The 20,857-nt window shown below is 63.7% G+C and carries 17 protein-coding genes; 5 read left to right on the top strand and 12 right to left on the bottom strand.

Annotation, left to right across the window (positions count from 1 at the left end):
* Positions 1 to 29 precede the first annotated feature (29 nt).
* The 3 genes from G542_RS0106180 to G542_RS0106170 form a co-directional block, all read right to left on the bottom strand.
* On the bottom strand, positions 30 to 1,301 hold the full coding sequence (locus tag G542_RS0106180; protein ID WP_027823669.1) for an MFS transporter: 1,272 nt from the start codon (positions 1,299 to 1,301) through the stop codon (positions 30 to 32).
* Between the two features lie 124 nt (positions 1,302 to 1,425).
* The gene (locus G542_RS0106175) at positions 1,426 to 2,580 is read right to left on the bottom strand and encodes an acyl-CoA dehydrogenase family protein (protein WP_012696475.1); all 1,155 of its coding nucleotides are present in this window, start codon (positions 2,578 to 2,580) and stop codon (positions 1,426 to 1,428) included.
* Positions 2,581 to 2,651: 71 nt separating this feature from the next.
* Positions 2,652 to 3,518: an IclR family transcriptional regulator gene (locus G542_RS0106170; RefSeq protein ID WP_012696474.1), complete on the bottom strand. Its 867-nt coding sequence runs from the start codon at positions 3,516 to 3,518 to the stop codon at positions 2,652 to 2,654.
* A gap of 250 nt (positions 3,519 to 3,768) precedes the next feature.
* Here G542_RS0106170 and G542_RS0106165 point away from each other — a divergent pair, with 250 nt between their 5' ends.
* From G542_RS0106165 to G542_RS0106150, 4 genes are all read left to right on the top strand, one after another.
* Positions 3,769 to 4,554, top strand: coding sequence for an enoyl-CoA hydratase (locus G542_RS0106165; RefSeq protein ID WP_027823667.1), 786 nt, complete (start codon positions 3,769 to 3,771; stop codon positions 4,552 to 4,554).
* A gap of 2 nt (positions 4,555 to 4,556) precedes the next feature.
* Complete coding sequence (locus tag G542_RS0106160) at positions 4,557 to 6,089, top strand: 3-hydroxyacyl-CoA dehydrogenase (RefSeq protein WP_027823666.1); 1,533 nt, start codon at positions 4,557 to 4,559, stop codon at positions 6,087 to 6,089.
* Positions 6,090 to 6,133: 44 nt separating this feature from the next.
* Positions 6,134 to 7,336 (top strand): 3-oxoadipyl-CoA thiolase, encoded by a 1,203-nt coding sequence (locus G542_RS0106155; protein WP_027823665.1) that lies wholly within the window; start codon positions 6,134 to 6,136, stop codon positions 7,334 to 7,336.
* A 75-nt stretch (positions 7,337 to 7,411) separates the two neighbouring features.
* Positions 7,412 to 8,650: a CaiB/BaiF CoA transferase family protein gene (locus G542_RS0106150; RefSeq protein WP_027823664.1), complete on the top strand. Its 1,239-nt coding sequence runs from the start codon at positions 7,412 to 7,414 to the stop codon at positions 8,648 to 8,650.
* Between the two features lie 221 nt (positions 8,651 to 8,871).
* Here G542_RS0106150 and G542_RS16120 read toward each other — a convergent pair whose 3' ends face one another.
* From G542_RS16120 to ilvA, 9 genes are all read right to left on the bottom strand, one after another.
* Positions 8,872 to 10,116 (bottom strand): TRAP transporter large permease, encoded by a 1,245-nt coding sequence (locus G542_RS16120; protein ID WP_012696468.1) that lies wholly within the window; start codon positions 10,114 to 10,116, stop codon positions 8,872 to 8,874.
* Positions 10,117 to 10,593, bottom strand: a complete 477-nt coding sequence (locus G542_RS16115; protein WP_012696467.1) for a TRAP transporter small permease — start codon at positions 10,591 to 10,593, stop codon at positions 10,117 to 10,119.
* A 2-nt stretch (positions 10,594 to 10,595) separates the two neighbouring features.
* On the bottom strand, positions 10,596 to 11,591 hold the full coding sequence (locus G542_RS0106135) for a TRAP transporter substrate-binding protein (protein WP_081666762.1): 996 nt from the start codon (positions 11,589 to 11,591) through the stop codon (positions 10,596 to 10,598).
* A gap of 27 nt (positions 11,592 to 11,618) precedes the next feature.
* Complete coding sequence (gene allS / locus G542_RS0106130; RefSeq protein ID WP_012696465.1) at positions 11,619 to 12,572, bottom strand: HTH-type transcriptional activator AllS; 954 nt, start codon at positions 12,570 to 12,572, stop codon at positions 11,619 to 11,621.
* Positions 12,573 to 13,400: an oxamate carbamoyltransferase subunit AllH family protein gene (locus G542_RS17420; protein ID WP_162142338.1), complete on the bottom strand. Its 828-nt coding sequence runs from the start codon at positions 13,398 to 13,400 to the stop codon at positions 12,573 to 12,575.
* Positions 13,401 to 13,452: 52 nt separating this feature from the next.
* A complete protein-coding gene (locus G542_RS0106120; RefSeq protein WP_027823661.1) occupies positions 13,453 to 14,718 on the bottom strand; it encodes a YlbE family protein in 1,266 nt (421 codons plus the stop codon).
* A gap of 20 nt (positions 14,719 to 14,738) precedes the next feature.
* The gene (locus G542_RS0106115) at positions 14,739 to 16,406 is read right to left on the bottom strand and encodes an acyl-CoA synthetase FdrA (protein ID WP_012696462.1); all 1,668 of its coding nucleotides are present in this window, start codon (positions 16,404 to 16,406) and stop codon (positions 14,739 to 14,741) included.
* A 12-nt stretch (positions 16,407 to 16,418) separates the two neighbouring features.
* Positions 16,419 to 17,663, bottom strand: coding sequence for an MFS transporter (locus tag G542_RS0106110; protein ID WP_012696461.1), 1,245 nt, complete (start codon positions 17,661 to 17,663; stop codon positions 16,419 to 16,421).
* 280 nt (positions 17,664 to 17,943) lie between these two features.
* On the bottom strand, positions 17,944 to 19,467 hold the full coding sequence (gene ilvA / locus G542_RS0106105; RefSeq protein ID WP_012696459.1) for a threonine ammonia-lyase, biosynthetic: 1,524 nt from the start codon (positions 19,465 to 19,467) through the stop codon (positions 17,944 to 17,946).
* Between the two features lie 166 nt (positions 19,468 to 19,633).
* Between ilvA and G542_RS0106100 the strand changes: the two genes are divergently transcribed.
* Positions 19,634 to 20,782, top strand: a complete 1,149-nt coding sequence (locus tag G542_RS0106100; RefSeq protein WP_012696458.1) for a D-alanyl-D-alanine carboxypeptidase family protein — start codon at positions 19,634 to 19,636, stop codon at positions 20,780 to 20,782.
* Positions 20,783 to 20,857 lie beyond the last annotated feature (75 nt).

Here is a 20,857-nt window from a genome sequence, read left to right as displayed (position 1 = left end):
AGGGCATCAGACTGATGCAGCCGCCGCAGTTATTCGGTCTGCGGGTCGAACTGCTTGTCCTTGATGAACAGCGCCGGGATGACGCCGCAAATGAAGTAGGCCACGCCCATCACCAGGAAGCCCAGGCCGATCGAACCGGCCGATGCCAGGAAGCCGATGGCAGCCGGTGCAATCGCCGCACCGATACGGCCGATGTTGTAGGCACCACCGACAGCCGTACCGCGGAATTTGGCTTCAAAGCTCTCGGTCATGTAGGTCGCGTTCACACCGTACGGAATGCCGTACAGGAAGCCGAACACCACCAGCATCCACAGGATGTGTTCCGGGCTGTGATAAAGCACGATCACCGGCAGGAAGATGGCGGTACCCAGTGCACCGAAGGCAAACACCGCACGACGGCCGAACCAGTCCGCAGCCACCCCGGCCAGCACCTTGCCCAGGATCATGGCGGTATAGGTGCCGACCAGATACGACGTCATCGACTTGAAGTTCATGCCCATTTCGGTTTCCAGATAGGTCGGCATCCAGTTGTTGACACCGTAGTAGCCGAACTGCAGGAAGCCGGCAGTCAGCGACCAGAACAGGAACATGCTGCGGGCACGCTTGTCACCAAAGATCATCTGGTAAGCGCTTTCCTTCTTCTCGGTGGCCACCTGCCGGACACCGGCCTTGCGGGCGGCATCACGTTCGGCCTTGGCCTGCACCCACGCGGCGGGTTCCGGCACCAGCGGCTTCATCAGCACGGCCAGCACCACCGGGATGATGGCGATGAAGAACAGGTAGCGCCAGCCGTACTCCGGCAGGATCCAGCTGGCCAGCAGCGTGGCCACGATGTAGCCGACCGACCAGCCGGCCTGCAACGTGCCCAGTACCGTGGTGCGGTAGCGGGTCGGCACGTATTCGGCCATCAGCGTGTTGCACGCCACGTAAAGCGCGCCCAGCCCCAGCGAGGCAACAAAACGGGCAATGGCAAACTGCCAGTAGTTGTGCGTCAGGCCCAGCGCAGCGGTGCCGACCGAAAACAGCACGATAGTCCAGACCACCGTTTGCACCCGGCCAAAGCGGTCACAGGCCCAGCCACCGTAGATGCCGCCGATGGCCATGCCGGCCAGGGTAAAGCTGCCCAGACTGCCAGCCTCGACATTGCTGAGGCCGAATTCGCTTTTAAGGCTGCTGAGGCTGTAGGAAAGCAGCATCAGGTCGGCGCCGTCGATCAGCAGACCGAGAAAGCAGAACAGGAACACCAGGATCCAGATCTTGCTGCCCGGATTGCCGGAGTCATTCTTGGCAAGAGTATGCATAACCAGTACCTATCAGTAAGCAGGCGGCCGCAGCAACGCTGTTGTCATTCCGGCAGCCCGCACCCTTTTCTGCCGCAGCAGAAAAGACATGTCATTCAAGCAGGGATGGATGCAGCGTTTACGCTCAGGCCTGTGCTTCGCGGATCATGTTGCGTGCAATCACGATCTGCTGGATCTGCGTGGTGCCTTCGTAGATGCGGAACAGGCGCACGTCGCGGTAGAAGCGTTCGATCGCGTATTCGCTCACATAGCCGGCCCCGCCGTGGATCTGCACGCCACGGTCAGCCACACGCCCACACATTTCGGTGGCAAACATCTTGGCGCACGAGGCTTCGGTACTGACATTGCGGCCTTCGTCACGCTTTCTGGCTGCATCCAGCACCATGCAGCGCGCGGCGTAGATTTCGGCCTTGCTGTCAGCCAGCATTGCCTGGATCAGCTGGAAGTCGGCAATCGGTTTGCCGAACTGCTTGCGCTCCATCGCGTATTGCAGCGAATCAGCCAGCATGCGCTCGGCCGCGCCGACGCTTAGGGCGGCAATGTGCAGGCGGCCCTTGTCCAGCACCTTCATCGCGGTCTTGAAACCAACACCCTCCACGCCGCCGATCAGCTGGCTGGCCGGCACGCGCACGTTGTCGAAGATCACGTCGCTGGTATGGGCGCCCTTCTGGCCCATCTTGTGGTCGCACTTGCCCAGCGACACGCCCGGGGTATTGCGCTCGACGATAAAGGCGCTGATGCCGCCGGCACCCTTGATCTCGGGGTTGGTGCGCGCCATCACGGTGTAGATGCTGGCGTGCGGCGCATTGGTGATGAAGCGCTTGGTGCCGTTGATGACGTAAAAATCACCGTCGCGTACGGCGGTGGTTTTCAGAGAGGCTGCGTCGGAGCCGGCATCCGGCTCGGTCAGGCAGAACGAGCTGAGGAGCTCGCCGCTGGCAAGCTGCGGCAGGTACTGGTCTTTTTGCTCCGGCGTGCCGTCGAGCAGGATGCCGATGGAACCGATGCCGTTGTTGGTGCCGATGTAGGACCGGAAAGCCGGTGAGGTGCGGCCCAGCTCGAAGGCGATGTTGACTTCCTCCTCCATGGTCACGCCCAGGCCACCGTACTCCTCGGGGATGGTCAGGCCGAACAGGCCCATGTCCTTCATCTGCTCGACGATGTCGGCCGGCATGGTATCGGTGTCGGCAACTTCGTTTTCGCGCGGGATCAGTTCCTTGTTGACGAACTGATGGATGGAATCCAGCAGGATTTGCAGGGTTTCGGGGTCTCGGATCATTTTTTTCTCCTCTATGGTCCGTATGCAGAACGGGCTGACTTCTGGTAGCACCGCTCTCCCCGAAACACGGGTCAGCGGGTGGCGGTGCCGATGTTTTGCACCATGTTGATCAGTCGGGGCCCGATGTCGTCCTCGAGCTTTTCCCGTGACAGCTGAAAACTGGGGCCGCCGCAGTTGAACGCCAGCACGCCGTACTGCTGGTGCAGCAGCGGCACGGCGACCGAATTGACATCCCGGTGCCATTCACCGATCGACAGGCAGTAGCCGTAGTCGGCGTAATCGCGGAAGGCGCGCTCCAGCCCCTTGCGGATCGCCGGCCATTCCTCGGGATGACGGGTACGGATGTGCCCCAGCAAAAATTCCCGTTCTTCTTCCGGCATGGCAGCCAGACACGCCCGGCCGACCGAACTCTGGTGCAGCGACAGGCTGCTGCCGATCTGGCGGCGCATGGTCATGTTTCCCTGCCCCTGCACCACATCGAGGTAAACCATGTGCAGCCGGTCACGGCTGGCCATGGCCACTGCGGCCTGTGCGTAATTGGCCAGTTCTTCCATCTGCGCATGCGCCACGGCCCGGATCGACAGGTTGCTCAGCATGGCGTAACCGATCCGCAGCACGCCCACGTCCAGCTGGTACTTGCCGGAGAGCACGTCCTGCCGCAGGTATCCCAGGCGCATCAGGGTATGCGTCAGCCGGGTGACCGTGGGCTTGGGCAGACCGGTCTTTCTGGCCAGGTCCTGGTTGCCCAGTACGTTTTCCCGCGGGGTGAAACAGCGCAGCAACTCCAGTCCGCGCGCCAGCGCCGTGACGAATTGCCGGTCCTTCTCTTCTTCCTGCACGGACCCCAGCGGGTCCACAACCATCTTGTCGCTCTCTGACAGGCTTCCGGCCTGCCTCGCGCCATCTTGCGATCCATTACCCACAAATTCTGAAGCCATCGTAAATCCCTCTTGACATAAATGCAACAAAACAAAACAGTATTTCGCATAGCGAAATTTACATGCAAAACAGATAAAAAACAACCTTCAAAAAATTACCCATTAAAAACAGTAATTTTTCTGCAACCCATATCGAATACGTCTATGCGCTTTACAGGAAAAGTCTGCGTCACTTATGATTTAGGCATTGTGCGAAATAATATTCCGCATAGCGAAACAATTATTGGCGACTATTTTGAGGAGCTGTCCAATGACCCTCCAGAACGAGGCCGTAGTCAGTCTGACCGTGCAGGAAGATGGCGTAGCAGTCGTACGCATCCATCGCCCCGAAGCCAAAAACGCACTCAACACCGAAGTCCGCCAGCGGCTGGCCGACACGTTTCGCGAGCTGGCCAGCCGGCCTGAGGTACGCGCCATCGTGCTGACCGGAGGAGAACAGTTCTTCGTCGCCGGTGCAGACATCCGCGAATTCGCCGATGCCTCGCCGATCGAGATGTACCAGCGCCATACCGAATACCTGTGGGAAGCCATCGGCCGCTGCCCCAAACCGGTGATCGCTGCGGTCAACGGCTTTGCCCTGGGCGGCGGCTGCGAGCTGGCAATGCACTGCGACATCATCGTCGCCGGCGCATCGGCGCGCTTCGCCCAGCCCGAGGTCAAGCTCGGCCTGATGCCCGGCGCCGGCGGCACCCAGCGCCTCGTGCGCGCCGTGGGCAAATTCCAGGCCATGCGCATCGCACTGACCGGCTGCATGGTCAAGGCACCCGAGGCGCTGGCCATCGGCATGGTCAGCGAAGTGGTCGAAGACGCACAGACACTGCCGCGCGCCCTGGCGCTGGCTGCCGAAATCGCCGCCCTGCCGCCGCTCGCGGTAGCCCAGATCAAGGAAGTGATGCTGGCCGGAGCCGACCTGCCGCTGGACAGCGCGCTGGCACTCGAGCGCAAGGCATTCCAGCTGCTGTTTGATTCAGCCGACCAGAAAGAAGGCGCCGCTGCCTTCTTTGAAAAACGCAAACCCGACTACCGCGGAGCATGAACATGACCCCGACCCTCAACATCCTCGGTCTGGTCGGCACCGGCGTCATGGGCAGCGGCATCGCCCAGATCGCCGCCCAGGCCGGTCTGACCGTACGCCTCTTTGACGCCCGCGACGGTGCGGCCCGAAGCGCCCGGACCAGCCTGGCCGCCACGTTCGACAAACTGGTTGCCAAGGGCAAGATCGAAGCGGTTGCCGCAGCGGCGGCCCTTGAGCGCCTGCAGGTTGCCGACACGCTGGAAGCGCTGGCCGATTGCGACGTGGTGGTCGAAGCCATCATCGAACGGCTGGACGCCAAACAGGAACTGCTGACCCGGCTGGAAGCCATTGTCTCGCCGGACTGCATCCTCGCCACCAACACTTCGTCGCTGTCGGTGACGGCCATTGCCCGTGCCTGCCAGACGCCGGAACGGGTTGCCGGTTTCCACTTCTTCAATCCGGTGCCGCTGATGAAGGTGGTCGAAGTCATCGACGGCCTCGCCACCGACCCGGCCGTAGGTGATGCGCTGCTGGCACTGGCCGAACGCATGGGCCACCGCGGCGTACGCGCCAAGGACACGCCGGGATTCATCGTCAACCACCTGGGACGCGCCTACGGCACCGAAGCGCTGAAAATCCACGACGAAGGCGTCGCACCACGCGGCGACATCGACCGCATCCTGCGCGAGGGCGCCGGTTTCCGCATGGGACCGCTCGAGCTGTTCGACCTGACCGGGCTCGACGTTTCGCACCCGGTGATGGAGTCGATCTACACCCAGTTCTATCACGACCCGCGCTATCGCCCGTCGGCGCTGACCCGGCTGATGCTTGAAGGCGGACGGGTCGGCCGCAAGGCCGGACAGGGCTTTTACCGCTACGCCCACGGCCAGATGATCGATCCGCCGGTCCCGCAGCTGGTCCCGGCCGTTGATGGCTGGCCGCCGGTGTGGATCGGCACGGAATCCGCCGCCGACGCCGAACGCCTGCGCACGCTGGTGGCCTCACTGGGCGCCACGGTGGAAAGCGGCGATACGCCCTCGCCGGCTGCCCTGTGCCTGCTGGCTCCCTACGGCCGCGACGCCACCGGCGCCGCCCTGCTCTGGCAGACCAACCCGGCCCGGACCGTATGCATCGACCTGCTGACCGACCTGCGCCGCCATCGCACGCTGATGCTGACGCCGGCTACCGGCGCCGGCATGCGCGACGCCGCCCACGCCCTCCTGGCCAGCGACGGTGTCGGCGTCACCGTGATCCGCGACAGCGTCGGCTTTGTCGCCCAGCGCACGCTGGCGGCCATCGTCAACCTCGCCTGCGAGATTGCCCAGCAAGGCATTGCCGGTGTCGATGACATCGACGAAGCCGTGCGCCTGGGGCTGGGCTATCCGCAAGGTCCGCTGGCCTGGGGCGACAAGCTCGGCGCCCCCCTGCTGTTGCAGATACTGGAGCGCATGCATGCCATTACCGGCGACCCGCGCTACCGCCCCTGCCCGTGGCTGCGCCGCCGCGCCGTACTCGGCCTGTCGCTGCGCCACACCGAACCTGCTGTCGTGCGCTGAGTCGCGCCGCTTTCACCCGTAACCTGTTACCAAGGACTCCGACCATGCTTGATGCTTACCTCTACGCCGGCCTGCGCACCCCGTTCGGACGCCACGGCGGCGCCCTGGCGCCGGTCCGCCCGGACGACCTCGCTGCCGGCGTGCTGCGCGAACTCCTGGCACGTCACGGCATTCCGGGCGGGGAAGTGGAAGACCTGATCCTCGGCAACACCAACCAGGCGGGTGAAGACAGCCGCAACATCGCCCGCCACGTGGTGCTGCTGGCCGGCCTGCCGGTCAGCGTGCCGGGGCAGACCGTCAACCGCCTGTGCGCCAGCGGTCTTGCAGCCGTCATCGACGCCGCCCGCGCCGTCAGCTGCAACGAGGGCAGCCTGTACGCCGCCGGCGGGGTGGAAAGCATGTCGCGCGCACCATTCGTGCTGGCCAAGCCGGAAAAAGCCTACACCCGCGACTTCACCATGTACGACAGCACCATCGGTGCCCGTTTCCCCAACCCGAAGATCATCGCCCAGTACGGCAATGACACCATGCCCGAGACTGCCAACAACGTCGCGCACGTCTACGGCATTTCCCGCGAAGACGCCGACACCTTCGCCGCCGCCTCGCAGGCACGTTACGAAGCCGCACGCCAGGCGGGCTTCTTTGCCGACGAAATCGTCGAAGTCAGCGTGCCCACTGGCCGCAAGACGCCACCGCGCCTTGTCACCACCGACGAACACCCGCGCCCCGAATCCGACTTTGCCGCGCTGTCGCGCCTGCGTCCGCTGTTTGAAGGCGGCGTGGTCACTGCCGGCAACGCCTCGGGCGTCAACGACGGTGCCGCCATCCTGCTGGTCGGTGACCGCAGCGTCGAACAGCGCTTCGGCCTCAAGCCGATGGCACGCGTGCTGTCGGCCGCTGCCGCCGGGGTCGAGCCGCGCATCATGGGCGTAGGCCCGGTCGAGGCCGTCAACAAGGCGCTGGCACGTGCCGGCCTGACGCTGGCCGACATGGACATCATCGAAATCAACGAAGCCTTTGCCTCGCAGGTACTGGGCTGCCTCAAGGGACTGGGCGTGGCGTTTGACGATCCGCGCGTCAACCCCAACGGTGGCGCCATCGCACTGGGCCACCCGCTGGGCGCTTCCGGTGCCCGCCTCGCGCTGACCGTGGCGCGCGAACTGCAACGCCGCCAGCAGCGCTATGCCGTCATCAGCCTGTGCATCGGCGTCGGCCAGGGGCTGGCGATGGTGATCGAACGCGTATAAACCGCGATACCGCCCGGATATCACATCATGAAGCCAAACCCACCGAGAAGCGGGTTGCTGACAAAGGGGAAAGACATGGGAGCATTGAGCGGATTCAGGGTCCTGGACCTGAGCCGGGTACTGGCCGGACCGTGGTGCGGCCAGATACTCGCCGACCTCGGAGCGGATGTCATCAAGGTCGAGCGGCCGGGCAGCGGGGACGACACCCGCGGCTGGGGCCCGCCGTGGATGAAGGACACTGACGGCCAGCCGACGCGCGAGGCGGCGTACTACCAGTCGGCCAACCGCGGCAAGCGTTCGGTGGCCATCAACCTGGCCACCGAAGAAGGCCAGGCGCTGGTGCGTGCGCTGGCAGCCAACAGCGACGTGCTGATCGAAAACTACAAGGCCAACTCGCTGGGCAAGTACGGGCTCGACTACGCCTCGCTGTCGAAGCTCAACCCGCGGCTGGTGTACTGCTCGATCACCGGCTTTGGCCAGACCGGCCCGCGTGCGGCCGAGCCGGGCTACGACTTCATCATCCAGGGCCTCGGCGGGCTGATGAGCATTACCGGCGAGCGCGACGACCTGCCCGGCGGCGGGCCGCAGAAAACCGGTGTTGCCTTTGCCGACCTGATGACCGGCCTCTACGCCGCCATCGCCATCCAGGCCGCGCTGCTGAGCCGCGAAAAAACCGGGCTGGGCCAGCATGTCGACCTGGCACTGCTGGACGTGCAGGTGGCAACGCTGGCCAACCAGACCATGAACTACCTCGCGTCAGGCAAGGTGCCGGGCCGCTACGGCAATGCCCACGCCAACATCGTGCCCTACCAGGTGTTCCGCGCCGCCGACCGTGACTTCATCATCGCCTGCGGCAACGACAGCCAGTTTGTTGCCCTGTGCGACAGCATCGGCCTGCCCGACCTGCCGAAAGATCCGCGCTTCACCCGCAACGCCGACCGCATCATCCACCGCGAAGAAATCGTCGCCATCCTGTCGCAACATTTCCTGACCGACAGCGCCGACGAATGGGTGCGCCGCATCCACGCCGTGAAAGTGCCGGTAGGCGCGATCAACAACATCGAGCAGGCACTGGCCGAGCCGCAGATCGCTGCACGCGAGATGCTGGTCAACATTCCGCACCCGCTCAATCCGGCGTTCCGCATGGTCGGCAGCCCGATCAAGCTGTCGGGCACGCCGGTCGAATACCGCCGGCCGGCACCTATGCTGGGACAGGACACCGACGACGTGCTGGCAGGCCAGCTGGGACTGAGCGACGCGCAGCTGGCCGAACTCAAGGCCGGCGGCATCATCGAGCAACGCCCCGGTTGCTGACCGGCTGTGCCAGGACACGCCAGCCCTCACGGGCTGGCTTTTTTGTGCCCGTACAGGCATGGGTACAGCCCGTGCGCCTCATGCCCCCTGCGGCGCCAGCGCCGGAGCACACGGCAGGATGCCTGTACGCTGCCGGCGGAGTGGAAAGCAAAGCGGCCCCTGCCGGCAGGCAGGGACCGCTGCAAAGGGCCGCATGGGCCGGTCACGGCAGTGGGGCGCGCCTAGATCACCAGGACCGCCATGGCATTGACCAGCACCAGCGCCAGCAGCGACACCCAGTAGAACGGGATCAGCGTCCTGACCGTGCTTTCCAGCGAGCCACCGCCGACCTCGGGCGCCACGAAGAGGTTAAGGCCAAAGGGCGGCGTATACATGCCGATGGCGCCGTTGACCCCGAGGATCACCCCGATGGCCACCGGCGAAATCCCGTACTGCATGCCTGCCGCCACCAGCAGCGGGCCCACGATGACGCCCAGCGACGTGGCATCGAGGAACATGCCGCCCACGAGGAACACCAGGTTGGCCACCAGCAGGAACGTCCATTTCGATTCAAATCCGCCAAACCACTGGTCCAGCCCGGCCGCCACGCCGCTGGCGGTGATCAGCCAGCTCAGCGCCGCTGCGGCCGACAGGATGATCATCACCTTGGCCGTGGTCAGCGCGCCGTCACGGAACACCCGGACCAGCTTGCTGCGGTCCAGCTCGTGATAGAGAAAGGCATCCAGCAGCAGCACGTAGGCAATCACCGTCACGCCGGCTTCGGTCGGGGTGGTCACGCCGGACGACACGCCACCGATGACCAGCAACGGAATCAGCAGGCTGGGCAATGCGTCGCGCAGCACCCGCACGAACTCGGCCCGCACCGGGCGCGGCAATACCGGAAAATCACGCATGCGGGCATAGATGATGGCGCAAACGGCAAACACGCCGGCAAACAGCAGGCCGGCCAGAAGGCTCCAGTAAAACAGCTGGGCGATCGAGGTGCCGGTCACCACGCCGAACACGATCAGGAAAATGCTGGGCGGAATCACGATGCCGAGGCCACCGCAGCTCAACAGCAATCCCAGCATGAAATTGCGGCTGTAGCCCGCGTCGACGAGACTTTTGCCGGAGAGCTTGCCCACGGTCAGCACCGTCGCCGGTGCCGAACCGCTGATCGAGGAAAAGAACGTGCAGCCTCCGACGACGGCCAGTGCCAGCCCGCCACGGATGTGGCCGAACACCAGCGTCGCCAGCTTCATGATGCGGGCGGCCACGCCGGTCTGTACCATCAGTTCGCCCCCCAGCACAAACAGCGGAATCGCCATCAGCGGGAACGAATCCAGCCCGGCAAACGCCCGCTGGATGATCACCAGGTCCGGAATGCTGGGGTCCAGCAGCGTCGAACTCAGTACGGCAGCCAGCAGCACCAGGAAAACCGGCAGGCCGATGGCCACGCCAAACAACAAGACCAGTGCGGGCAGCATTCAGACCTCCTTGGCAAGCAACAGGGCCCGCCCGGCAAAACACACCGCCATCAGCGCAAACGCCAGCAGGAACACGCTGTAGATCAGCACCGTCGGCAGCGCCAGCGTCGGCGTCACCTGCTCGAACGGCGCAATCAGCAACAGGAAACGCACCGACACCACTGCCAGCCAGGCACACAGCCCGGCGGCGACCAGCTGGCTCAGGCGTTGCAGCCAGAGCCGGCCTTCGGTCAGTACCGAGATGGTGATGTGGCCGCCGCGCTGGGCCAGCACCACGCTGCCCAGCATCACCATCCACATCACCGCATAGCGGGCAAATTCGTTGGCCCACAGCAAGGCGTGGCCAAACAGCGCCCGCAGGACGATTTCCACCAGCAGGACCAGGCAGGCCAGCGCCAGCAGCACGGCGCACACCTGCTCCAGCCAGTGGCACAGGCGGTCAAGCCAGCCATCCAAGCATTCAAGGGCATGGCGCATGATCATTTCCCTCCCTGTGCGGCGAGGTCGGCCAGCGAGGCGTCAAAGATGCCCGCACCGATGGCGTTGCGGAACTGCGGATAGATCGCGCGCATGTCGTTGCGCATCCGGGCCAGCAGGGCCGGATTGTCGATCTGCCGCACCTTGCCGCTGGCCATGATGGTCTCGAGGTAAGTCGACTCTTCTTCGCGGGCGATGCGCCGCTGTTCCAGCGCCGCATCCCGTGCCGCCTGCATCAGCAGGGCCTGCATGGCTGGCGGCTGCTGCCTGAGCCAGTGCTGCGAAAACAGGAACACATAGCCCAGGTAGCCGTGGCGGCTCAGCCAGATTTCGTTCTGCACCTCGTGCAAGCGCATCTTGGCGATGCTGACGATCGGGTTTTCCTGGCAATTGACCATGCCCTGCTGCAAGGCGATATAGGTTTCGGCAAACGACACCGTCACCGGCAGGCCGCCCACGGCCCGGAACTGGGCCGCCAGGATCGGGCTTTCCATCACCCGCACATGCGCGCCCTTCAGGCCGGACGGGCGGCTGAGCACGTTCTGGCAGGTCATCTGCTTGAAGCCGGATTCCCAGAATGAGGCGCCGACAAGACCGCGGGCCGGCAGGGTGGTCAGAAGGCGTGCGCCGGCCGGGCCGTCCATGAAGCGGTCGGCACTCGCCTCGCTGGCAAACAGGAAAGGCAGGTCGAGCATCTGCAAGGCCGGCGCCAGGTTGCTGAGCTTGGCCGACGGAATGGGCGCAGCCTGGACCGCGCCGATCTGCAACTGCTGGACGACCTCGAGATCGTCTCCGAGCGAATTGGCAGCAAACACCTCCACCCGGTACTGCCCCTGGCTGCGGGCTTCGACCAGTTGCTTGAAAACCATGACACCCTTGTGCAACGCACTGTCGGCCGGCATGTCGTGGTGCATGCGCAGCACCTGACTTGCGGCCGTTGCCGGGGACAGCCACCCCAGGTTCACCAGAAACAGAACCGATAGGAGAATTCGCCTCATGCCAACTCCTGCAAAGCATGGCGGAGTTCAGGACAGGCCCGGACCCCGCTGGATTTTGTTCAAAAAGGGACTGACCAGCGGATCTTCGGCTGCAAACAGGGCTTGCAGGTAAGCGCCGATACGGCCGCTGTCTTCCCGCCGCCACGCCAGCGCCATCGGCGAGGGCGTACGGCCATGCCGCACCTGCTTGATCACCAGCTGGCGCGTCCTGACATATTGTTCGGCGATGCTGCGCGGCAAAAAGCCCACGCCCAGTCCGTGGACATGGGCGGCAATCTTGGCGCGCAGGCTGGGCACCAGTACTTCGTGCTGGCCCGGCAGCAGCCAGGCCGTGCGCTTGGACAAGCGCTCTGACGTATCCTCCACATTCACTGCCGGATACTGGCGCAAGAGATCATTGGTCAACGGCTGCTGGATGCCGGCCAGCGGATGGGCCGGACTCATGACCAGCACCCATTCGATCTGTCCGAGCGGCAGGGTTTCAAAAGCATCCGAAATCGGATGCCAGCCCGGAATGCCGATGGCGAAATGGCCGCTGCCATACACCATCTCGTCCCACACGCCCATGTAGACGGCACGCCGCACCCGGAACGCGGTATGCGAAAAGCTGCGCGACAACGTGGCCAACAGGCGTCCGACTGCCTCGGCGTTGAACAGGAGGTTGTTGATTACCAGGTGAAAGCGCGGCTCCACGCCGTCATTCACCTGCTGCAACTCTTCGGGCAGATGCTGCATCCACTCGAAAATCTGCGTCCCCCGCTCCAAGAGCAGTTCACCTGCCGGAGTCAGCGTGACGGAACGGGTCGTGCGCTCGAACAGTGGCGTACCCATGTTGTCTTCAAGGGCACGGATGCGGTAGCTGATCGCCGCCGGCGTCTTGTTGAGCCGTTCGGCCGCTGCCGAAAAGCTCCCCTGACGCGCCACTTCCATGAAGGTTTTCAGGGCCTCCGGGTCCAGCCGCCGCGCACGATCCGTCGTCATTTATCCCATCCTTTCCAGCAAAGCCATGCCGCACAGGGTATCCATACCAGAGGTATGACCATGACGGGAAAAGTGCGTGAAATCGTTCACTCCGGCCCGACCGCCGGCCATGCGCCGCAACAGCCGCAGCAGGGACGACGAAAAACGCCCGGCCAGTGCATGCAGCAGATAGGCCCGGCTGACCGGCGTGGTCAGCAACGGTCCGTCCAGCAAGGGCGACAGCACCTGCGCCAGCGGTGCCGGCGAACGGCCGTTCAGGGCCAGGACTGCCAGCATGCCGACCAGCATGTCGTCACCCGCGGGCGTGACACCTTCGCCACGCCCCAGCAGGAAGCGCACGGATTCTACAGGGGGACAACGGTCAGACCTTAGAGCCAGCGCAAGTCCCTGCACGTGCTGCCCCAGCAAGCCCGGCGCTCCGGCCAGCAGTGTCGCGGCCGGCAGCCCCAGCCCTGCCGGTTGCAGCTGTGCCTGCAACCAGGCAGACAGGCCGCACGCCCGGGTGCCGGCAACATCGTGATGCGGAAGTTCCATGGACAGGCAGCGTCCGCGGTCCAGCGCCAGCCTGCATCCGCCAAGCTGCAGGATGCAGGCAGAAACAGCACACACAGGTTCGCCGGGCGCAATACACCCGGCGAGCCAGTCGAAATCGTCCTGTCGCAATACCATCCCCATGGGGGACATCCCGCTGCCGCGCCGGTGCAGGGTCAGCAGATCGCCGGATGGCCAGAGCAGGTTGATGGCATGCCGGTACACGCTCAGGCACCGGCCCGGCACTGCGGGAAGTACGCAGTGCCGGTTTGTTGCGATTACGGAGAGTTCAATCATACCGATGCCTCACTACCGGGACCGGCCGTCGCCGGCCCCGGCCTGGAGGGGATTACTCGGCCTTGATGCCGAGTTCGGAAGCCAGCGCTTCCAGAGCCTGTTCAAAGCAGCCCAGCGGAGCACGCACGGTGCCGGCGCCCACCTGACCGATGCCCGGGTCCTTGTGGGCAATGCCGGTGTTGATCAGCGGCGTGATGCCGGTTTCGACCACGCGACGGATGTCCAGACCCACCGGAGCACCCTGGAAATCCCAGGTCGGGATCTGCAGTGCCTGGTTATGGTCGAGATAGATCTCGCACATTTCCTCGCTGACAGCCAGCGCGTCGGCAAAGCCGCCGGCACCCACGAAGCGGGTCACGCCCGGGGCGGCAATCATGGCGGCACCACCGATGCCGAGGCATTCGGTAATGGCGCTGTCGCCGATGTCCGGGTTGGCATCTGCCTGGGTGTAGCCGGTGAAGAACAAGCCGACCGGGGTGTTGACCGGTGCGGTGAACCAGCGGTCGCCCAGACCCGACACGCGAATGCCGAACATGCGGCCGTTGCGGGTCAATGCGGTCACGATCGAACCGGCCTTGATGGTGGCGGCGGCATCCATCACGCACTTGCAGTAGGCCATGGCCACGTTCAGGTAGAACTGGTCGGTGCGGCCGAGGAAGGACACCACTTCCTGCTTGGCGGTTTCGCCGGCATCGGTGGTCATGATGGCCGGAGCCAAGGCCTTCAGCAGCAGGGCCGAAGCAGCGATGTTGCGCTGGTGGAACTCGTCACCCATGGTGATGGCCTGCGCCATCAGGGCGGTCAGGTCGATCCCGTTGTCGATGCCGGCCAGTGCCTTGGCCAGAACCGGGCCGAGGACGTCGCGCATCCACACCAGACGGGTCTGCACTTCGCCTTCGAAAGCGCCAAAGCGCATGACCTTGCCGATGCCTTCGTTCAGGTTGCAGTAGGCCACGTTGCCGTCGGTTTCGTTTTTCACCACCAGCACCGGCATGCTGGCGGAGGTGATGCCGCCCATCGGGCCGACTGCGGAGTTGTGGTGGCACGGCGAGAAGCGGATGGCACCGCTCTCGGCCAGTGCGCGGGCTTCTTCGGCATCCTTGGCCCAGCCTTCGAACAGGCAGGCACCCAGTACCGCACCCTGCATCGGACCGGTCATGTCGGCCCACTCGATCGGCGGGCCGGCGTGCAGGAGGGTCTTGCCTTCACGCAGGGCCGGGATGCAGTCGGCGGCGGTTTTCACGTCCACCCAGCGCGGGCGGGCGGCTTTGATCTTTTCGATAACGGCGGCGTTGGCCTGATTGATATCGCTGTACATGTCTGTGTCTTTCCGGATCTTTAAACCATTTGTGCCAAAAGGCGCTGCAAACGCTCGTTGCCACCGGCAGTCGGCGCCCATTGCAGCTGCACCACGGCGGTGCCGTTCTTGTGCAGGTCTTCGGCAAAACCCCTGAGGCCGATGTTGATCACGCGGGCCGGGCTGTCGAACAGGGCCGGCACGCTGCCTTCGCTGGCCGTACCGGTTTCGAGCAGGCGGTGAGCCAGCAGGATGGCGCTTTGCACGTTGTCGGCCAGCACCACGCCGGCGTCTTCCAGCACTTCCATCTGGGCTTCCAGGTCCTGCGGGTCTTCGCGGGTACCGGTCACGGTGGCGATCACCACCAGCGGGCTCTTGCCGGCGCGGCGGGCTTGCGCCTCGGCCACGGCCCGGGCGATTTCGCCGGCCGGATCGGCATGGGCACCAAAGCCCAGCACCACATCCAGCAGCAGCACGCCGCAGTTTTCGTCGTCGCCGGTGTCCTTGATCATCTGCATGCGCAGGGTCGGATCGATCATCGGGTGCGGACGACCGCGGGTGTACACGTCGTCGCCCAGGTCGATGATGGTGTGGCCGTCATGGCGGAACATGTAGCCTTCCGCGTGTTCATGATCGGTTTCCGCACCCATGGCTTCGGCAAACAGCATGGCGGCTTCGGCAGCCAGCGTGCCGCCCGAATACAGGCCGGAGAGCTTCTTGCCGGCCACGGACGGCAGATCAGCCATTTGCAGCTCGATGTTCGCCAGTTCGGCAGCCATGCGGGCGGCTTCGTCCAGCGTGTAGGCCAGATGCACGTTGCCAACGCGGCGACGGGCCGGCACTTCGCCGAGGAACAGCGCCACCACCGGTTTGCCCAGTGCCTGCATGGCCTCGATGATGCGGGCCTTGACACTGGCAGCCGGCGGCTTGGACACAAAGGCCACGATCTTGCAGGCCGGGTCGGCAGCCATCATTTCCAGTGCGGTCAGGGCCGACAGGCCACCGATGGTTTCCGACAGGTCGCGGCCGCCCAGGCCGATGGCGTGGGTGATGCCGGAACCCAGACGGGCCAGCTGGGTGGTGATTTCCTGGATGCCGGTGCCCGAAGCACCCACCACGCCCACCGGGCCTTTGGCGACCACGTTGGAGAAGGCCAGCGGAGCACCGCTGACGATGGTGGTGCCGCAGTCCGGACCCATCACCAGCAGGCGCTGGTCACGGCCGTACTGCTTGAGCGCCAGTTCCTGCTCGAGGCTGACGTTGTCCGAGAACAGCATCACGTGCTGGCCGGCCTTGAGCGCGGCCATGGCCGGTTCGAAGGCGTAGGCGCCGGCGATCGAGATCAGGGTCAGGTTGGCTTCCGGCAGCATCTGGCAGGCACGGCGCCAGCTGCGCACGGTCGGGAAGCTCAGGCCACCGCTCTTGCGGCTCTGGCTCAAGGCCGTCAGGCCTGCTTCCAGACGTTCGCGCACGCTCGCCACGATTGCTTCGTCAGCGTTGCTGTCGATCACCACGCAGATGTCGTTCGGCGTGGCATCGGCCAGGTCGTCATGCCACATGCCGGTTTCGCGGAACACGTCCTTGTTGGCCGGCGTGCCCATCATGACCGAGACCTTGTTGACGTCGTCGTAATCACTCAGGCTGCGCGACAGCAGCATCAGGCTCACCGAGTCCTGGAAACTGCCTTTGAGGAGAAAGCTGTACAACATGGTTCGCTCCAGTCAGGCGGTGGCAGTCTTGGCCGGCTTGTGTTCCTTCAGGAACATGATGCCCACCAGACCCATCACCAGAAGGCCAGCAGAAAGGTAGAAGCCAGCGGCCAGGCTACCGGTCACGTCGGTGATGGCACCGGCGATGGTCGGGGCCAGGATCGACGAGGACATGCCGACGAAGTTGAACATGCCGAAGGCCGAGCTGTAGGACTCTTTCGGAGCGTTGTCGGCGATGGTGGCAACCAGCACCGGGTCCATGGCGAGCTTGCCGAAGAGGCCGTACACGCACAGGGCCACGATCATCATGTTGACGTCCTGCATCTGCACGATGCTGATCAGGCTGATGATGGCAACCGGAACCATGAACATGATCAGCGGCTTGCGACGACCCAGCTTGTCGGAGATCGAAGCGAACAGCAGGCCGCCCGGGATCGATACCCATGCGATCAGCGAGGAGATGTTGCCGATCTGGCTACCGTCGATGCCGCGCTCGTTCTGCAGGTAGTACGGCAGCCAGGTCACCATCAGGAAGAAGCCGAACAGCGAGCAGAACACCATCAGGTAGGTCACCATCAGGTTGCGGTTCTTCAGAAGGTCCATGAAGGAACCCTTCTTGGTGTCAGCTGCCTGCTGGGCCACCGGCTCGGATTTCTTTTCCTTGACAAGGAACCAGATCAGCAGGGCGATCACCACGGTCGGCACCGACATCACGAAGAACGGCACGCGCCAGTTGTAACCCTGGTCATACACCAGATAGCTCGACACCATCATGCCCAGGGCCAGACCGAAGGCCATGCCGCAGTTGATGATGGCGCTGCCGAAGGTACGGCGTTCCGGCGGAATCTGCTCGGACGACAGGCCGTATTGCGGGCCGTAGTAGGTTGCCTGGCCGGCACCGGTCATCACTCGGGCAAACAGCAGGGCGGTGAACGACTTCATCATGCCGGACACGGCGGTGAACACGCCGAAGAAGATGAAGCCCGGCACCAGCACTTTTTTCTTGCCGATCTTGTCGCCCAGCACGCCGGCGGGCACCTGCAGGAAGGCATACGACAGGAAGAACACCGAGTTGAGCAGGCCCAGCTGGGTTGCGCTCAGACCGTATTCAAGCTGGATGTCCTTCATGATCGGGTTGAGGATGGTACGGTCGGCGTACATGAACACCCAGCCGAGCCAGAACAGGAAAACGGTAATCCACCAGCCAGGGATCCCGCAGCGGCGATCCTCCATGGGGACGGTTTGCAGCATGGCCATGATTGGCTGCTCCTAGTGTGAAAGACGAGGCCATCTTCGCTTCACCCACTAGTGCAAATTTGATATTTATCAAGTTCAAATACGGGGTCAAGCCATGTTTTGAACAAAATGAATCGATTGCTAAAAAATTTTTGAAAATTCCATTATCAAGTCGGATGCGGCCACTGATGACTGTTTTCCGGCCATTGTTTTCTCCGTCCGGCAGACGAAAAAAAGCTGCATGACTAAGGTCATGCAGCGTGTGCCGGCTTTCCGGGCCGGTGAATCTGCCGGAACGCACTCAGGCGTTTGGCAGGGCCCCCAGAAACAACCGGTAGGCCGGGTTGTCGGTTTCGTCGAGGTACGGATAACCCAGCTGGTCCAGCGATTCGTAGAACTTGCCGGCATCGCTGTCCGGCACCTGAAGGCCGACCAGCACCCGGCCGTAGTCGGCACCATGGTTGCGGTAGTGGAACAGGCTGATGTTCCAGTCGGTATGCAGGGTGCTGAGGAATTTCATCAGTGCGCCGGGACGCTCCGGAAACTCGAAGCGCAGCACCCGCTCGTTGCGGGCCGGCGCATGGCCGCCCATCAGGTGCCGTACGTGCAGCTTGGCCAGCTCGTTGTCGGTCAGGTCGATGCCGTGCAAGCCGCTGACGGCCAGCTCTTGCAGGATGCCGGCCATCACGTCGCGCTTTTCGGTCTGCATGCCGACAAAGACATGCGCTTCGCGCGCATCGCCGTAACGGTAGTTGAACTCGGTGATGTTGCGGTTGCCCAGCAGGGCAATGAACTTCTTGAAGCTGCCCGGCTGTTCCGGAATGGTCACGGCCAGGATCGCCTCGCGCCGCTCGCCCAGCTCCGAGCGTTCGGAAACATGGCGCAGGCGGTCGAAATTCATGTTGGCACCGCTGGCAACCGCCACCAGTGTCTGGCCGCCAAGCTGTTCGCGCTCGACGTAGGCCTTGAGACCGGCCAGCGCCAGCGCACCGGCCGGCTCGAGAATGCTGCGGGTATCTTCGAACACGTCCTTGATGGCGGCGCAGATGGCGTCGGTATCGACCAAGATGACTTCGTCCAGCAGCTCGCGGCACAGGCGGAAGGTTTCTTCACCGACCAGCTTGACCGCCGTACCGTCGGAAAACAGGCCGACGTCCTTGAGTTCGACCCGCTGGCCGGCAGCGATGGAACGCGCCATGGCGTCCGAGTCGGCAGTCTGCACGCCGATCACGCGGACCTGCGGCTTGAGGCGCTTGATGTAGGCAGCTACCCCGGCGGCCAGCCCGCCGCCGCCGATGGCCACGAACACGGCATGGATCGGCCGCGTGTGCTGGCGCAGGATTTCCATGCCGATGGTGCCCTGGCCGGCGATCACGTCCGGATCGTCAAACGGCGGAATGTAAGTGGCACCGGTGGTTTCGGTCAGTTTGACCGCATGCAGATAGGCGTCGCTGAACGAGTCGCCGTGCAGCACGACCCGGGCACCGCGTGAGGCCACGGCGTTGATCTTGATGGCCGGCGTGGTCGAGGGCATGACAATGGTGGCTTCGCAACCCAGCCGCTGGGCCGACAACGCCACGCCTTGTGCATGGTTGCCGGCGCTGGCGGTAATCACGCCCTGGCGCAGCTCATCGGGCGACAGGCGCGCCATCTTGTTGTAGGCCCCGCGGATCTTGAACGAAAACACCGGTTGCAGGTCTTCACGCTTGAGCAACACGGTGTTTTGCAGGCGCCCGGTCAGGTTGGGCATGGGGTCCAGCGGGGTTTCGACGGCGACATCGTATACGCTTGCCGTCAGGATGCGTTCCAGGTAGTCAGTAGCCATGATTCAGTATCTGATAATGCAAATTCGGTATGACGCAGGGTAACTGAAACTTTTGTATTCGTGTGCGAAAAACCATTACGCATCACGGGTTTCGCAAACAAACATCCTCACGGCGCGCTGGGTATAATCCCCCGCATTTCCTGTCCCGTAACACCGAATTTCATCCATGAAGAAACTGATCGCAGCCTCCCTGTCCACCGCCCTGCTGTTCACGTCGAGCTGGGCCCTCGCCGAGGGAACGGCCGGCTTTGTGCCGCCGGCACCGGACATTGCCGGCAAGGCCTATATCGTCAACGATTTCTACAGCGGCCAGACCCTCGCGTCCCGCGATCCGAATACCCGCATCGAACCGGCCAGCCTGACCAAGCTGATGACGGCCTACCTGACCTTCAAGGCAATCAAGGAAGGCCGCCTCAAGGGCGAGCAGATGCTGCAACCGTCCGAAAAGGCCTGGCGCACCGAAGGTTCGCGCATGTTCCTCGACCTGCGCACCCCGGTATCGGTCAACGACCTGATGCGCGGCATGATCGTGCAGTCGGGCAACGATGCCTGCGTGACACTGGCCGAAGCCATTGGCGGCAGCGAAGAAGTGTTCGCACAGATGATGAACCGGGAAGCCAAGCGTCTGGGCATGACCGGTTCCAACTTCACCAACTCGACCGGCCTGCCGGACCCGAACCTGTACATGACCGTGCGCGACCTCGGCATCCTGTCGGGCGCACTGATCCACGATTACCCCGAGTTCTATCCCATCTACTCGATGAAGGAATTCACCTACAACAAGATCAAGCAGCCCAACCGCAACCTGCTGCTGTACCGTGACCCGTCGGTCGACGGCCTCAAGACCGGGCACACTGCCAGCGCCGGCTTCAACCTAGTGTCGAGCGCCAAGCGCGACGACCGCCGGGTGATTTCGGTGGTGGTCGGCACCACCAGCCCGGAAGCGCGTGCGGTCGAAAGCTCCAAGCTCCTCAACTACGGCTTGCAGTTTTTCGATACGCCCCGACTTTACCAGGCCAACCAGAGTGTTTCGACGCTGCGCGTCTACAAGGGCGACGCCAACGACGTGAACGTCGGCTTTGCCGATGATGTCTATGTCACTGTGCCCAAGGGTGCCGCCAGCCGCATCAAGGTCAGCATGACCAGCACGCAGCCGCTGATCGCCCCGGTGAAGCAGGGACAGGCTGTCGGCAAGCTGACGCTGACACTGGACGGCAAGGTGATTACCGAACGTCCGGTCGTCGCGCTCAAGACGGTTGACGAAGGCGGCTTCTTCTCGCGCCTGATCGACACCATCAAGCTCTGGTTTGCCTGACACCGCCCTGCCGGCCCGTTGATCCGACCTGACGGGATGGCCCTGCCATCCCGTACTGCTCATAAAGGACTCCGT

The organism is Laribacter hongkongensis DSM 14985 (assembly GCF_000423285.1).
In the GTDB taxonomy this organism is placed as follows: Bacteria; Pseudomonadota; Gammaproteobacteria; order Burkholderiales; family Aquaspirillaceae; genus Laribacter; species Laribacter hongkongensis.
Note: the sequence above shows the minus strand (reverse complement) of the source record. Positions and strands in the feature narration are given on the sequence as shown.